The 14,372-nt window shown below is 71.2% G+C and carries 13 protein-coding genes; all 13 read left to right on the top strand.

Annotation, left to right across the window (positions count from 1 at the left end; all coding sequences use genetic code 11):
- Window positions 1-166: 166 nt before the first annotated feature.
- The 13 genes from EIY87_RS24610 to EIY87_RS24665 all read left to right on the top strand — a co-directional run bounded on the left by EIY87_RS24610 (window position 167) and on the right by EIY87_RS24665 (window position 14,323).
- Window positions 167-724: an SDR family NAD(P)-dependent oxidoreductase gene (locus EIY87_RS24610; RefSeq protein ID WP_125312262.1), complete on the top strand. Its 558-nt coding sequence runs from the start codon at window positions 167-169 to the stop codon at window positions 722-724.
- 38 nt (window positions 725-762) lie between these two features.
- Window positions 763-978 carry a hypothetical protein gene (locus EIY87_RS24615; protein ID WP_125312263.1) on the top strand — a complete coding sequence of 72 codons (216 nt, stop codon included), beginning with the start codon at window positions 763-765 and terminating at the stop codon, window positions 976-978.
- A 174-nt stretch (window positions 979-1,152) separates the two neighbouring features.
- Entirely contained in the window at window positions 1,153-2,469 is a 1,317-nt protein-coding gene (locus tag EIY87_RS24620) for an MFS transporter (RefSeq protein ID WP_225440022.1), read from the top strand.
- A complete protein-coding gene (locus tag EIY87_RS24625; RefSeq protein ID WP_125312265.1) occupies window positions 2,466-3,086 on the top strand; it encodes a cysteine hydrolase family protein in 621 nt (206 codons plus the stop codon). Before EIY87_RS24620 ends, EIY87_RS24625 begins: the two co-directional genes overlap by 4 nt.
- A 38-nt stretch (window positions 3,087-3,124) precedes the next feature.
- Window positions 3,125-3,868, top strand: a complete 744-nt coding sequence (locus EIY87_RS24630; RefSeq protein WP_225440023.1) for an alpha/beta fold hydrolase — start codon at window positions 3,125-3,127, stop codon at window positions 3,866-3,868.
- Window positions 3,865-5,454, top strand: coding sequence for an FAD-dependent monooxygenase (locus tag EIY87_RS24635; protein WP_125312267.1), 1,590 nt, complete (start codon window positions 3,865-3,867; stop codon window positions 5,452-5,454). The genes EIY87_RS24630 and EIY87_RS24635 overlap by 4 nt, the downstream gene beginning before the upstream one ends.
- 19 nt (window positions 5,455-5,473) lie before the next feature.
- Window positions 5,474-7,576, top strand: coding sequence for a hydantoinase/oxoprolinase family protein (locus tag EIY87_RS24640; protein ID WP_125312268.1), 2,103 nt, complete (start codon window positions 5,474-5,476; stop codon window positions 7,574-7,576).
- A 7-nt stretch (window positions 7,577-7,583) separates the two neighbouring features.
- Window positions 7,584-9,890, top strand: coding sequence for a hydantoinase B/oxoprolinase family protein (locus EIY87_RS24645; protein WP_125312269.1), 2,307 nt, complete (start codon window positions 7,584-7,586; stop codon window positions 9,888-9,890).
- Between the two features lie 246 nt (window positions 9,891-10,136).
- On the top strand, window positions 10,137-10,700 hold the full coding sequence (locus EIY87_RS24650) for a hypothetical protein (RefSeq protein WP_125312270.1): 564 nt from the start codon (window positions 10,137-10,139) through the stop codon (window positions 10,698-10,700).
- 1 nt (window position 10,701) lies between these two features.
- Window positions 10,702-12,120: a dihydrolipoyl dehydrogenase family protein gene (locus tag EIY87_RS24655; RefSeq protein WP_125312271.1), complete on the top strand. Its 1,419-nt coding sequence runs from the start codon at window positions 10,702-10,704 to the stop codon at window positions 12,118-12,120.
- Window positions 12,121-12,204: 84 nt separating this feature from the next.
- The gene (locus EIY87_RS47740; protein WP_158641352.1) at window positions 12,205-12,342 is read left to right on the top strand and encodes a hypothetical protein; all 138 of its coding nucleotides are present in this window, start codon (window positions 12,205-12,207) and stop codon (window positions 12,340-12,342) included.
- Window positions 12,339-13,856, top strand: a complete 1,518-nt coding sequence (locus EIY87_RS24660; RefSeq protein ID WP_125312272.1) for an MDR family MFS transporter — start codon at window positions 12,339-12,341, stop codon at window positions 13,854-13,856. The genes EIY87_RS47740 and EIY87_RS24660 overlap by 4 nt, the downstream gene beginning before the upstream one ends.
- Window positions 13,853-14,323: a MarR family winged helix-turn-helix transcriptional regulator gene (locus tag EIY87_RS24665; protein WP_125312273.1), complete on the top strand. Its 471-nt coding sequence runs from the start codon at window positions 13,853-13,855 to the stop codon at window positions 14,321-14,323. The genes EIY87_RS24660 and EIY87_RS24665 overlap by 4 nt, the downstream gene beginning before the upstream one ends.
- Window positions 14,324-14,372: the final 49 nt, after the last annotated feature.

The raw sequence follows: 14,372 nt of genomic DNA on the forward strand, positions 1-14,372 counted from the left end.
GCATGGTGATGAACGGCTCCCGCGACGAGGGCGCGCTGGTCGGCAACATCAAGCCGAGCGCGATGCCGCCGGGCCGGGGCAACCTGCTGACCCGCAAGGCCGGCAAGCAGCTGATCCAGGTCTCGTGGATCCAGCCCGACTAGCTATCGAATTCAGGAGAAGGGCCATGACTTTTCTGGTGACCGGGACGTCCAGCGGGATCGGGCGGGCGATCGCCGTCCGGCTCGCCGAGCACGGACACGAAGTGGTGGCCGGGGTGCGGAAGATCGCCGACGCTCCGGCGCACCCCCGCATCCGGCCGGTGGAGCTCGACGTGACCGATGCGGCCCAGCTGGCCGCGGCGGCGAAGGACATCGGCCCGTTGAGCGGCTTGGTGAACAACGCCGGGATCACGGTTTCCGCTCCGGTGGAGCACATTCCGCTCGACCGGTTGCGTGCGCAGTTCGAGGTCAACGTGGTGGGAGTCGTGGCCGTGTGCCAGGCTTTCCTGCCGGGGGTCCGCGCCGGACGGGGGCGGATCGTGATGATCAGCTCGTCGAGCGGCCGCGTCGCGATCCCGCTCCTCGGCGCCTACAGCGCCTCGAAGTTCGCCGTCGAGGCGCTTCGGACTCGTTGCGACAGGAATTGCGGCCGTGGAACGTGCCCGTGGTGGTCGTCGAGCCCGGAAGTTTCCAGTCGCGGAACCGGGCGAGCACCGAGGCCGCGGCGGCGGCCGACCGCGTGACGATGGGCGAGACCGCGGAGCGTCAATACGGTTCCGCGATGGACACGTACCTGGAGTTCAGCAGGAAGGTGGAAGCGCGAGCCGGAGCGCCGGAACGGGTCGCCGCGGTCGTCGAACGCGCGCTCACGGCGAAGCGCCCGCGGTCGCGTTACCAGGTCGGTGCCGACGCGCACTTACTGCTGGCGCTGGGCCGGGTACTGCCGGGCCGGGCCATGGATGTGGTGCTCGCCAAGAGCCTCGGCTCGCCGAGCTGATTTCCGCCGGGGCTCCCCGAGAGAGACGGATCGTCCCCGGTCGAGTGCTGGTCAACCCGTGTCCGAAGTTGTAGAGTGAGCGCTACATACAGAGCTTCCCCGGGGGGACGTAACCGCCGCCGCAACGAAGCGAGGTTTCCCTTGAACGTCCTTGAACAGGTGAAGAACTCACCGATGAGCCGAGCCCAGGTGAGAGCGGTCGCGCTGTGCCTCGTGATCAACCTGATCGACGGGTTCGACCTCCTGGTCACCTCCTACGTCGGCCCGGCGATCACCCGGCAGTGGAGCTTGTCCCCGTCGGCGGTGGGCGTGCTACTCAGCGGCGGGCTGGCCGGCATGGCCATCGGCGGGCTCTTCCTCGCCCCGCTGGCCGACCGCGTCGGACGCCGTACGCTCACCCTCGCCTGTCTGGCCCTGGCGTCGCTGGGCATGCTCGCCGCCGCCGCGGCGCAGGACTTCGGCCAGCTGCTCGCCTGCCGGGTGGTGACGGGTGCGGCCGTGGGCGCGATGGCGGCCAGCCTGCCGGTGCTCACCTCCGAGTACGCGAACCACCGGCGCCGGGGGCTGGTGGTCGCGCTGATCACCACCGGCTACGGCCTGGGTTCGGTGATCGCCGGAATCGCGTCGAGCGTGCTGCTGGGCGCGTTCGGCTGGCGCTCGGTCTTCGTGTTTGGCGCTCTCGTCACGGCGCTCCTCTTCGCTGTGGCGCTGCGGTTCCTGCCGGAGTCGATGGACTTCCTCGTCGCCCGCCGGCCGTCCCGGGCGCTGGACAAGCTCAACCGGATCCTCGTCTCGATGGGCCGCACGCCGGTCGAGGAGCTGCCCGCGGCACCGTCGGCGGCGGCGACGCGCAAGGTGGTTCTCGACTCGCTGTTCCGCGGAAGCAACGCGGTGCGGACCGTGCTGGTCTGGGTCGCGTTCGTTTCGGCGCAGCTGATGTTCTACTTTGCCAGTTCGTGGACGCCCAGCCTGCTGCTGAAGGCCGGGATGTCCAGCGGACAGGGCATCAGCGGCGGTGTCCTGCTGAGCCTCGGCGGCGTGACGGGCGCGGTCCTGCTGGGACTGCTGGTGTCCCGGGTCGGCCCGCGCCGGCTGACCGCGGCCTACTTCGGCATCGGCGCCCTCGCGCTCATCCTGTTCTCCTTCTCGCTCGGGACGCTGGCGATCGCCCTGGTCGCGGCCGTGCTGGTCGGGCTGTTCCTCAACGGGACGGTGACCGGGATCAACGTCATCGTGCCGAGCCTGTACCCGGCCGAAGCCCGTGCGACCGCCCTCGGCATGGCGGTCGCGGTGAGCAGGCTCGGTGCCGTCCTGGCCCCCCTGCTCGCCGGGTTCCTGCTGCAGGCCGGCTGGGCGCCGGCCTCGATGTTCCGCTTCTTCGCGATCCCCGGTGTCGTCGGTGCCGTCGCGACGCTCCTGCTCGCCCGGTTCGGGCGGGCCGCGCGGACCAGCACGGACCGCCGGGTCGAGAGCGCGGTGGCGGACGCATGACCGGATCCGACCCGGACCGCACCGCCGTGCTGGTCATCGACATGCAGAACGACTTCGTCGAAGAAGACGCGCCGCTGGAGTTCCCCGAGGGCCGGCGGATCATCCCCGCCATCCAGCGGGTCCTGGACGCCGCGCGCGGCCGCGGCATGCCGGTCGTCCACGCCGCGCACGTCCACCGGCCCGGCGGCGCCGACCTGGGGATCCACCGCGAGCTGTACCCGCCGGTGGCCGCGGGGGAAGCTCTCGTGGACGGCGAGCGCGGCGGGGAGATCCACGCCGACCTCGCGCCACGGCCGGGCGAGCCGGTGGTCAAGAAGCACCGGTACAACGCCTTCTACGCCACCGACCTGGAGATTATCCTGCGTGGACTCGGCGTCGAGACGGTCGTCCTCAGCGGGATGACGACCGAGTGCTGCGTGCTCGGAACCGCCCGCGGTGCCCTGGAACGCGGGTTCCGGTCGGTGGTGCTGTCCGACGCGTGCGCGTCCTGCGACTACCCGGACCTCGGGGCCGGTCCCATGTCCGCCGGCGAGATGCACCTGGCCGCGCTGCGGGTGATGTCGCTCACGTCGTCACGGCTGGTCGGCACTGACGAGTTCCTGTCGCGGCTGCCGTGACCGGCGACCCGACGTACGATCCACAAAGGAGGACGGACGTGCCTGCCCTGGTGTTGCTGCACGGCGGCGGGCCCGGCGTGGACGCCGCGAGCAACTGGGCGAGCGTGCGCGCCGGGTTCGACGGCGGGTTCCGCTGCCTGGCCCCCGACCTGCTCGGCTTCGGCACGCAGATCGCCGGGACGGGCGGGCTCAACGGGCCGCGGGCGTGGGCCCTCGCCCGCGCCCGGCAGGTCCTCGACCTCCTCGACCGTCACGGGCTGGATCGCGTGCACCTGGTCGGCAACTCCGCCGCGGGTGGGGCCGCGGCACTGGCGCTGTTGTCCGTGGCCCCCGATCGGGTCGGCCGCGCGATCGTCATGGGTGGCGCGGGCACGGGACCGTTACCCGCGGCGGTTCCCTTCTACGACAACCCGACCCGGAGGTCCATGCGGGCGACTCTCGGCCGGCTGGTCGCCGACGAAAGTGTCCATGGAGGACTCCTGGACGAACTGACCGAGCTTCGGCTGAAACAAGCCCTCCGCCCCGGCGCGGAGGCGGCGTTCCGGTCGATGTTCGCCGACGTCGTGGGCGGTCCGCCGCCGGTCGACCTCACCAAGATCACCACGCCGGTCCTCGCCCTGCACGGCGAGCGCGACCGCGTCCAGCCGGTCGAGGTCTCCGAGCGCCTAGCCGGGGCACTGCCCCACGGCCGCCTGCACGTGGTGGCGGGCGCCGGGCACTGGATCCACGTCGACCGGCCGGACGAGTTCACCAAGCTGGTAGGGGAGTTCCTGAGCGCATGACCGGAATCCTGATCGTCGGCGCCGGCCCCGCCGGCCTGACCCTCGCCATCGACCTCGCGCAGCGCGGCGTCGCGTGCCACGTCGTCGAGGCGACCGGGCAACGCGGCGTCAACCCGCGGTGCAACACCACGTCCGCGCGGTCGATGGAGATCTTCCGGCGGCTCGGGCTGGCCGGCGAGATCCGCCGGGCCGGGCTGCCGGAGGACTACCCGACGTCGATCCACTACCGCACGACCCTGACCGGCGAGGACATCTACCGCATCGACCTGCCGTCCGCGGCCGACGTCCTGGCCGGGGTGGGCCGGGCGAGCTGGCCGACGCCGGAGCCGCAGCACCGGATCTCGCAGCTGTACCTCGAGCCCATCCTGGAGAAGCACGCGAGCAAGCTGCCCGGGCTGACCCTCGAACGCGGCACCCGGCTGGTCGAACTCCGGCAGCACGACGACCACGTCGAAGCGGTCGTGGAGAACGCCGGTGAACGCCGCACCTTGCGCTGCGCGTACGTGGTCGGCTGCGACGGCGCCCACAGCACCGTCCGCCGCCGGCTCGGCATCCGCTACGAGGGCGTCGACGCGATCCAGCGGTTCGTGTCGACCTTCGTCCGCTCGCCCGAGTTGGGGCGGCTGGCCGCGCGGGACCGGGCGTGGACGTACTGGACCTACGGCCGCCGGATCGCGTCGCTGATCGCCATCGACGGGAAGTCGTTGTGGCTCAACCACGTCGCCTTCGCGCCCGACCACGACACCGAGGGAGAGGACCCGGAACAGCTGCTGCGGGAGTCCGTGGGCAAGCCCGTCGAGCACGAGGTGCTCGGCGTGGTGCGCTGGACTGGCCGCCGGCTGGTCGCCCAGCGGTACCGCGCCGGCCGGGTGTTCCTGGTCGGCGACGCCGCCCACATCTGGATCCCCGTCGGCGGGTTCGGCATGAATGCCGGCATCCAGGACGCGGCGACGCTGGCGTGGATGCTGGCCGCCGTCCACCACGGCTGGGCCCCGCCCGAACTGCTGGACGCCTACGAACTCGAGCGCAAGCCGGTCGGTGAGCAGTTCGCCACCGCGGTGGGCGCCCAGGCCCGCACGTCGTTCGCGGACGTCTCCCCGGACATCCACCTGACCGGCCCCGAGGGCGAGCGGGCCCGCGCGGAGTTCGCCGCACGGCTGGCCGTCACCGAGCCGCGGCGGTATTCCCCCGACGGCTTCAGTTTCGGCTACCACTACGCGGCCTCGCCGCTGATCGTCGGCGGCGAAGACCCGGCCGAGATCACCATGGGGGACTACCAGCAGCGGCCGCGGCCCGGCTTCCGGCTGCCGCACGCCTGGCTCGACGACGGCCGGTCGGTGTTCGACGTGCTCGGCTCCGGCTTCACCCTGCTGCGAACCGATCCGAGGGCCGGGACGACGTCCTGGACCCTGGCGGCGCGTGAACTCGGCGTTCCGCTGGCCGTCGTCGACCTGCCCGGCCGTTACCCCGCCGCGCTGCTGCTGGTGCGCCCGGACCAGCACATCGCCTGGATGGGTGGCGTGGACGCTCGTCCGGACGAGCTCCTCCACACCGTCACCGGCCGTGTCCCGGCCCACCAGGCCTGAAAACACCAGGAGAACCGCAATGCCATACGCACTGGGCGTCGACGTCGGCGGCACGTTCACCGACGCGGTCGCCTCCGACGGCGCCGGCCGGATCGTGTCGGCCAAGACGCCGACGACCCCGCCGAACCGCGAGGTCGGCGTCATGCGCGCAATCGAAGACCTCGCCGCCGAACTCGGCCTCGGCGTCGGCGAGCTGCTCTCGCAGACCGACTACATCGCCCACGGCACGACCGCCTCGATCAACGCCCTCGTGCAGGGCCAAGTCGCCGACGTCGGGCTGATCGCCACCAAGGGCCACCGGGACGCGATCTACATCATGAACGCCGAAGGCCGCACCCTCGGCCGGTCGGCGCACGAAATCCAGGACACGTTGCGGCAGCGCAAGCCCGCGCCGCTGATCCCGAAGTACCGCGCCCTGGAGGTCACCGAGCGGATCGACCACGCCGGGACGGTCCTGGTGCCCCTCGACGAATACGAGGTCCGCAGGGTCGCTCAGTCCCTGGTGGACCAAGGGGTCGAGGCGATCGCCGTCTGCCTGCTGTGGTCGTTCAAGAACGGCGTCCACGAACAGCGCGTCCGCGAGCTGATCCACGAGATCGCGCCGGACATGTACGTGACGCTCTCTTCGGAGGTCAGTCCCCGCATCCGCGAGTTCGCGCGAACCTCCACCACGATCATGAACGCCCAGGTCGGACCGCGGCTGCGCACCTACCTGCTGCCGCTGCAGAAACAGCTGGAGGAAGGCGGGCTCAAGGGCCCGCTGCTCGTCATGCAGAGCGAGGGCGGCACCATCACCGCCGACCGCGCCCCCGAGCACGCGATCACCACGGTCGGGTCGGTCCTGTCCGGCGGGGTGGTCGGCGGGATGCGCCTGGCCGGGCAGCTGGGCCACCGCAACGTCATCACCACCGACGTCGGCGGCACGACGTTCCTCGCCGGCTTGATCGTCGACGGCGCGCCGGTGATGGCACCGGGCTCGATCGTCAACCAGTTCCCGATCAACGCGGCGACGATTCGCGTGCACACCATCGGCTCCGGTGGCGGCGCGCTCGCCTCCGTGGACGACGGCGGCAACCTGCGGCTCGGCCCGCAGAGCGCCGAAGCCGTCCCCGGCCCGGCCTGCTACGGCAACGGAGGCACGCGCCCGACGAACACCGACGCCAACCTGGTGCTCGGCATCCTCAGCGAACGCGGCCTGCTCGGCGGCCGCAAGCCATTGCGGCTGGACCTGGCACGCGAGGCGATCCGCGAGCACGTCGCCGAACCACTGGGCCTCACCGTCGAGGAAGCCGCCATCGCCATCCACGAAGTGCAGAACGCGCAGGCGGGCGACCTGCTGCGCCGGGCCGTCGTGCAGGCCGGTCACGACCCCCGCGACTTCGTCGCCTACGCCTTCGGGGGAGCGGGACCCGCGCACTGCGCCGGCTACTGCCAGGACCTCGGCGTGAGTGAGGTCGTCGTGCCGCTCGGCCCGGTCGCGTCCGCCTTCTCGGCCTACGGACTCGCGGCCTCGGACGTCGCGTTGAGCGCGGAGCTGTCCGACCCGTCCGCCTTCCCGGTCGATCACGCGGTGCTCGAATCCCACTTCGCCCGGCTGGAAGCCGATCTGCAGCGCGCGCTGGACCGGCAGAAGGTGAAGTTCCAGGACGTCTCGCTCCACCGCGAGATCGACCTGCGGTACTCCATGCAGGTCACCGAGCTCGCGACGGCCGTCCCGGACGCGAAGTTCACCGAGCGCACCGGCGAGGAGATCCTCGGGCGCTTCGAGGAGCAGTACGAGCGCATCAACGGCAGCGGCGCCGGCTACCGCGAAGCCGGCGTGCAGGCGATCACCTACCGCATGCGCGCCAAGGCCGGTCTCGGCTTCCCGATCGCGCTGCCGGAAATCCCCGCGGCCGACGGCCCCGATCCGCGGGCGGCCCTGCTCGGCGAACGCTCGGTCTGCCTCGACTCGCAGACCGGTTACGTGTTGACCCCCGTCTACGACTACGCGCGGCTGCGGGCGGGCCACGAACTCGTCGGCCCCGCGATCGTCGACGTCCCGACCACGGTGGTCGTCGTCCCCGCCGGGGTCACCGGCCGCGTCGACCACCTCGGCAACCTCGTGCTGCGCTACCAGTGAGGAAACCATGACTTCCCGAATCCCCGGCGCGGACGAGTTCACCAGCCGCCCCATGCCGCGCGAGGAACTGCTGCGACAGATCTCGCCGTCCCTGCCCCTGCACCAGGTCGGCGACGTCGACGTCGACGCCCTGACCTACGAAGTCGTGCGGCACCGGCTCTGGGCGATCACCCAAGAGATGGGGGAGACGCTGCGGCGCATGTCGGGCTCGCACGTCGTCACCGAGTCCAACGACTTCAACTTCTCCATCTGCGACGAGCTCGGCGAGCAGGTCCAGGTCGGCACCTACAACATCGGCCTAATCGGCTCGATGGACCTGGCGATCACCTGGACCTTGCGCAACCGCAGCGACAACCCCGGCATCGCCGAGGGTGACATGTTCCTGTGCAACGACCCGTGGATCGGCGGCGGGCTGCACCAGAACGACGCCGCGGTCCTCGCGCCGATCTTCCACGACGGCAAGCTCTTCGGCTGGACCACGGCGATCGCGCACCAGGTCGACCTCGGCGGGCCACGGCCGGGTTCGTTCAGCCCGTCCGCGCAGGACGTCTTCGGCGAGGCAGTCCCGACACCGCCGATGAAGGTGGTGCGCGGGGGCGTGCTGCAGCGCGACATCGCCGACGCGTGGGTCCGCCGGTCGCGGCTCCCGCACCTGGTCGGCCTCGACCTGCGCGCCAAGATCGCCGCCAACAAGAACGCGGCCGAGCAGATCCTGCGGCTGATCACCAAGTACGGCGCCGACACCGTCAAGTCCGTGATGCGCCGGATGATGGACGACGCCGAACGCCGGCTGCGGGCCAAGCTCGAGTCGCTGCCCGACGGCACGTGGAGCGCGGTCGGCTACCAGGAGCAGGCGCACACCGGCGACCGCGGCCTGCACGCCATCAAGGTCGCGATGACGAAGGAAGCCGACAAGCTCGTCTTCGACTTCCGCGGCACCGCCGGGCAAACCGGCATCATCAACTGCCCCTACCCGGGGCTGCGCGCGGGCATCGTCTTCACGATGCTCCCGTTGCTGGCCGGCGACATCCCGTGGGCCGCGGGCGGACTGATGCGCTGTTTCGAGATCATCACCGACGAGGACACCATCACCAACGCGTCCTTCCCGGCCGCGGTGGGCAAGGGCCCCTTCGGGCCGGCCTGGGGTTCGGGCAACCTCGTCGCCGAGGTGCTGGCCAAGATGCTGGACGCCGAACCGAACCACCGCAGCGATGTGCAGTCCATCTGCAACGGCACCACCGACCTGTGTGTCGTGTCCGGTGTGGACACCCGCGGTGGTGGCATCAAGGGTTTCGTGTCGCCGGTGTTCGACGTCATGGCGGGTGGCTACGGCGCTCAGGTCTACCACGACGGCGTCGACACCGGCGGCCGGTTGATCATCCCCTCGGCCCGGGCACCGGACGTCGAGATGACCGAGTACCTCTACCCGCTCGTGGCGTTGTGGCGCCGTGAGCAGACCGACTCCGGTGGCCCGGGCCGGCAACGCGGCGGGATGAGCGGCTCGGTCTGCTACGTGCAGCACCCGGACCAGGACGGGACGATGTCGCTGGTCGTGTCGGGCACCGGCAAGGTGGCCAACCAGAACGTCGGCCTGGCCGGCGGTTACCCCGGGAACTCCCAGCTCGACCTCGTCGTGCGCGGAGTCCACGGAGCCCAGCTCGCCCAGGCGGTCACCATCCCCGCCCACCTGGGCGAGCTGGGCGGGGAGATCGAGGTGCTGCCCTGCGAAGGCGAGTCGCAGCTGGGACCACGTGACGCGCTCTACCTGCACTGGCAGGCCGGCGGCGGATACGGCGACCCGCTGCTCCGCGCGCCCGAGAGCGTGCGTGAGGACGTGCAGCAGGTCCGGGTGACGGCGGACGCGGCCGAGGACGTCTACGGAGTCGTGCTCCGCGGCGGCGAAGTGGATGTGGCCGCGACCGAAGAGCGACGCGCGAAACTGCGGCGTCGCCGGGCGGCCGGCGCGGGGATCGCCGGGCTCACGCCCATCGGCACGCCGGATCTGGAGGCGGTGCGCCGGCTCGACGACAACCTCGCCGTCCTGGCCGGCGGGACGGTCGCGTGCGTCCACTGTGGAACCGGCATCGGCCCCCTGGCAGGGGGCGCGTTCGTCGCCGGGCTCGCCCGCCGGGACGCGCCGCCGACCGAAGCGGGCCCGCACATCTGGCACGACCCCTTGGAGTACGTCGACGCGGAGATCGTCTTCCGTCAGTTGTTGTGCCCCGGCTGCCTGACCGCGGTCCACTCCCGCGTGGTGCCCGTGGACCACCCGCTGCCCGTCGACGAGTACCGGAGCTGGTCGGCCTCCCGCTGACCGCCGCCGACGGCGGGCCACACCGTCGGCGGCTGCCCGCGAAACCTCCGGTCACCGCGAAGCTCCGCGCGGTGACCGGAGGTTTCGTCAGTCCGCTGTGGCCGGACGGCACACCTTCGGGGTTACGGGTTCGTAAGAACCTAGATAGAACGATCTGTCTTGACATTTCCCGACGAGGTGGTCATTCTGATTTGAGATAGAACGTTCGGTCTTATCGGGGAGGTTCCCCGCGGCCTTGAAGGGATCATGGTGACTACTGTCGACTCGCCCGCCGTAGGTGGGTTCGCCCCGGCGCTGCGCCGGTTGTACTTCGTGCGGTTCGCGTTCGCCATCGTGTGGGCGGTCCTGGTGTTCCTGACGACCAAGTCGGGCCTGGGGGCGGCCGGGGTCGCCTTGGTTGTCGTGTACCCGCTGTTCGACGTGGGCGCGGCCGTCGTGGACGCCCGGTCGGCGAAGGGGAACGGTTCAGTGACCGGGCTCTACGTGAACATGGCGATCAGCCTGCTCGCCACCATCGGCATCGGCGTCGCCGCCGCGTCGGGCATCCCGGCGGTGCTGCGGGTGTGGGGCGCCTGGGCGATCGTGGCCGGGCTGGTCCAGCTGATCGTCGGCATTTCCCGCCGCAAGATGGGCGGCCAGTGGCCGATGATCCTCAGCGGCGGCATCTCGGTGCTGGCCGGGGCCAACTTCGTCATCAGCGCCTCGGCGGCGAACCCGGCGCTGTCCGGGGTGGCCGGTTACGCCGTTCTCGGCGGCATCTTCTTCCTCGTTTCGGCGATCCGGCTCGGCCGCGCCGCGAAGGGGAATTGACATGTCGACCTACGACGTCATCGTCATCGGGGCCGGCCCGGTCGGGGAGAACGTGGCCGACCGGGTGGTGCAGGGCGGCCTGACCGCCGCGATCGTCGAGCGCGAACTGGTCGGCGGCGAGTGCTCGTACTGGGCGTGCATGCCGACCAAGGCATTGCTGCGCAGCGGCGCGGCCCTCCGCGCCGCCCGGCAGGTGCCCGGCGCGCGGGAAGCGGTGACCGGCGAGCTCGACGTCGCCGCCGTCCTCCGCCGTCGCGACGATTTCGCGTCCCACTGGAACGACGAAGGTCAGGTGTCCTGGCTCGAGTCGGTCGGCGTCCCGCTGCTGCGCGGACACGGCCGGATCAGCGGCGACCGGGTCGTCGAGGTGACCGCCGCCGACGGCACCACCACGACGGTGACCGCGCGGCACGCGGTCGTCGTCGCCACCGGCAGCGGCGCGCTGGTCCCGGACATCGAGGGCCTCCGCGACGCGAAACCGTGGACCAGCCGGGAAACAGTGGCGGCCAAGAAAGTTCCGGCCCGGCTCGCCATCATCGGCGGCGGGGTGGTGGCCTCGGAGATGGCGACGGCGTTCTCCGAGCTGGGCTCGTCGGTGACGATGCTGGCCCGCGACGGCGTGCTGCACCTCAACGAGCCGTTCGTCGGCGAGCAGGTGGCGGCTTCGTTGCAGGACAAGGGTGTTTCGGTCCGCATCGGCGCCGAAGCAGGCTCCGTCAAGCGCAACGACGACGGCACGGTGTCGATCACGCTGACCGACGGCGAGCAGGTCGAAGCCGACGAGTTGCTCGTCGCGATCGGCCGCACGCCGAACACCCAGGACATCGGTCTGGAGAACATCGGCTTGACGCCCGGTGCCTGGCTCGCGGTCGACGGCACCATGCGCGTGGATGGCGTCGAGGGTGGCTGGCTCTACGCCGCCGGGGACGTGAACCGGCGCGTTCTGCTGACGCACCAGGGCAAGTACCAGGCCCGGGTGGTCGGGGACGTCATCGTGGCTCGCGTGAAGGACGAGCCCGTCGACGACGCTCCTTGGGGCCGCCACGCGGCGACCGCCGACGAGCGCGCGGTCCCGCAGGTCGTCTTCACCGAACCGGAGATCGCGTCGGTGGGCCTCACCGCCGCCAAGGCCGAGGCGGCCGGCCTGCGCATCCGGGTCGTGGACTACGACCTGGCCGCCACCGCCGGGTCTTCCTTGCACGCCGAGGACTACCGCGGGCACGCCCGGATGGTCGTCGACGAGGACCGCAAGGTGATCGTCGGCTTCACCCTCGTCGGGCCCGACGTCGCGGAGATGCTCCACGCGGCGACCATCGCGGTCGCCGGCGAGGTGCCGATCGACCGGCTCTGGCACGCGGTCCCGGCATTTCCCACCGTCAGCGAGGTGTGGCTGCGGCTGCTCGAAGCCTACGGCCGCTGACCCACCCGGTCGGTGCCCCGGCCCCGCCGCGATCCGGCGGGGCCGGGGTGCCCGGTCCGCCCTCTTTCCCCGGAAGGGGCTTCCATGCGTTACCGCTTTTCCCGCCTCGCCGTCGCCGGTGCCCCCGAGGGCTCCCTCGTCGTCCCGTCGTGGCCGCTCATCCCGCGTAAGAGCCGCGCGATCAGCCTCGACGCGCAGCTCGTCGAACAAGCCGCCCGATGACCGCCGAAACCACCGCGCGCGCCGATCCGGCCCCGATGACCCACAAGCAGATCCTGCAGGCCCTGTCCGGACTGTACGTCGGGATCTTCGTGGCCATCCTGTCCTCGACCGTGGTGACGAACGCGCTGCCGACGATCGTCGCCGACCTGCACGCCGGGCAGAGCGTCTACACCTGGGTGATCACCGCGACCCTGCTGTCCACCACGGTGTCCAGCCCGGTCTGGGGCAAGCTGGCCGACCTGGTCAGCAAGAAGCTGCTCATCCAGGCCAGCCTGGTCATCTTCACCGCCGGGTCGGTGCTGTCCGGCCTGTCCTCCGGGCCAGGTCTGCTCATCGCGGCGCGCGTGGTCCAGGGCATCGGCGCGGGCGGTCTGCTCGCGCTGATCCAGGTGATCATCGCGACGATGATCCCGCCGCGCGAGCTCGGCCGCTACTCCGGCTACTTCGGCGCGGTGTTCGCCGTCGAGACCAGCGCCGGGCCGCTGATCGGCGGCCTCATCGTCGACACCGACTGGCTGGGCTGGCGGTGGTGCTTCTTCGTCGGCGCGCCGTTCGCCGTCGTCGCCCTGGTCGTGCTGCAGAAGACGCTGAAGCTGCCGGTCGCCAAAGGCTCCGTGAAGATCGACTGGGCCGGTGCTGCGCTGCTCACGGCCGCCGCGTCGCTCCTGCTGATCTGGGTGACGCTCGCCGGCGACGACTACGCGTGGCTGTCGTGGCAGAGCGCGGTCATACTCGGTGGCACGCTGCTGCTGACGCTCGCGTTCGTCGCCGTCGAACGGCGAGCCGCGGCCCCGGTGCTGCCGCTGTGGCTGTTCCGCACCCGGACGGTAGTGCTGGCGATCACGGCTGGCCTCGCCATCGGCGTCGCCCTTTACGCCGCGACCACGTACCTGAGCCAGTACTTCCAGCTGGCCGAAGGCAAGTCGCCCACGGTCGCGGGCATCCTCGCGCTGCCACAGATCCTCAGCCTCGCCCTGGCGTCCACCATCGCCGGCCGGATCATCACGGCCACCGGCCGCTGGAAGCCGCTCCTGGTCGTCGGCACCGTGCTGATCGCGGGCGGGCTGGCGCTGCTCGGCTTCACCGACCGCGACACACCGTACTGGCAGCTGGCCGTCGCGATGATCCTGCTCGGCCTGGGCCTGGGTATCACGCTGCAGAACCTGGTGCTGGCGGTCCAGAACCAGGTGAGCCCGCGCGAGCTCGGCGCGGCGACGTCGTCGGTCTCGTTCTTCCGCACGCTCGGCGGCACGATCGGGGTATCCGCGCTCGGCGCGCTGCTGGCCGGTCAGGTCGCCCACCTGTTGGGCGCCTCCGCCGGCGGCGGCGCCCTGTCCCGGCCCGCCGAACTGCCCGCACCGGTGCGGGCGATGGTCGAGAACGCCTACGGACAGGCCACCGGCACGATCTTCCAGTACTCGGTGCCGCTGGCGTTGGTCGCGCTGGTGTGCGTGCTGTTCATCCGCGAAGTGCCGCTGCGCACGACGAACGCCGTACCCGAGGCCTCGCGATGACGTTGGACGAGGAGACGATCGCCGGCCTCGAACGTGAGTTCGCGGTGTTCGTCCGCCAGGACCGGGCGGCGTCGGGGCAGTTGGGCCGGGAGGTGCACCCGGACCTCAAGGTGGCGGCGTACCGCCTCCTGGCCCACCTGGCCGAGCGTGGCCCGCGCCGCCCGACTGAGCTCGCCTGCCACGTCGGCGTTACGGCCCCGACGGTTTCGCGTCAGCTCCAGCACCTGGAGGAGCTGGGATTGATTTCGCGGGTCCAGACCCTGGACGACGGCCGGGCGTACCTGGTGCGGTTGACGGAGGCGGGGCACCGCCGGGTCGAGGAGGTCCGGGTGGCCCGCAGCCGGCGGTTGGACAAGCTGCTCGGGTCCTGGGCGGAGGAGGAGATCCGGACGTTCGCCGAGCTGCTGGCGAGGTTCAACGGCAGTGCGGCGGCCCCACCTCCTCGCCAGTGCGGTGGGGAAGGCTGACGTCTTGACAACTCCAAGGAGGAGTGTAATCGTTTCCGCACATCAGTGG

The sequence above is a fragment of the Amycolatopsis eburnea genome, assembly GCF_003937945.1.
Taxonomy (GTDB): domain Bacteria; phylum Actinomycetota; class Actinomycetes; order Mycobacteriales; family Pseudonocardiaceae; genus Amycolatopsis; species Amycolatopsis eburnea.

Coding starts and splice junctions, on each gene's coding strand:
- EIY87_RS24635 (WP_125312267.1), top strand. CDS start 3,865: ATGACCGGAATCCTGATCGTCGGCGCCGGCCCCGCCGGCCTGACCCTC.
- EIY87_RS24610 (WP_125312262.1), top strand. CDS start 167: ATGACTTTTCTGGTGACCGGGACGTCCAGCGGGATCGGGCGGGCGATC.
- EIY87_RS24640 (WP_125312268.1), top strand. CDS start 5,474: ATGCCATACGCACTGGGCGTCGACGTCGGCGGCACGTTCACCGACGCG.
- EIY87_RS24620 (WP_225440022.1), top strand. CDS start 1,153: ATGAGCCGAGCCCAGGTGAGAGCGGTCGCGCTGTGCCTCGTGATCAAC.
- EIY87_RS24625 (WP_125312265.1), top strand. CDS start 2,466: ATGACCGGATCCGACCCGGACCGCACCGCCGTGCTGGTCATCGACATG.
- EIY87_RS24660 (WP_125312272.1), top strand. CDS start 12,339: ATGACCGCCGAAACCACCGCGCGCGCCGATCCGGCCCCGATGACCCAC.
- EIY87_RS24650 (WP_125312270.1), top strand. CDS start 10,137: ATGGTGACTACTGTCGACTCGCCCGCCGTAGGTGGGTTCGCCCCGGCG.
- EIY87_RS24645 (WP_125312269.1), top strand. CDS start 7,584: ATGACTTCCCGAATCCCCGGCGCGGACGAGTTCACCAGCCGCCCCATG.
- EIY87_RS47740 (WP_158641352.1), top strand. CDS start 12,205: ATGCGTTACCGCTTTTCCCGCCTCGCCGTCGCCGGTGCCCCCGAGGGC.
- EIY87_RS24665 (WP_125312273.1), top strand. CDS start 13,853: ATGACGTTGGACGAGGAGACGATCGCCGGCCTCGAACGTGAGTTCGCG.
- EIY87_RS24615 (WP_125312263.1), top strand. CDS start 763: ATGGACACGTACCTGGAGTTCAGCAGGAAGGTGGAAGCGCGAGCCGGA.
- EIY87_RS24655 (WP_125312271.1), top strand. CDS start 10,702: ATGTCGACCTACGACGTCATCGTCATCGGGGCCGGCCCGGTCGGGGAG.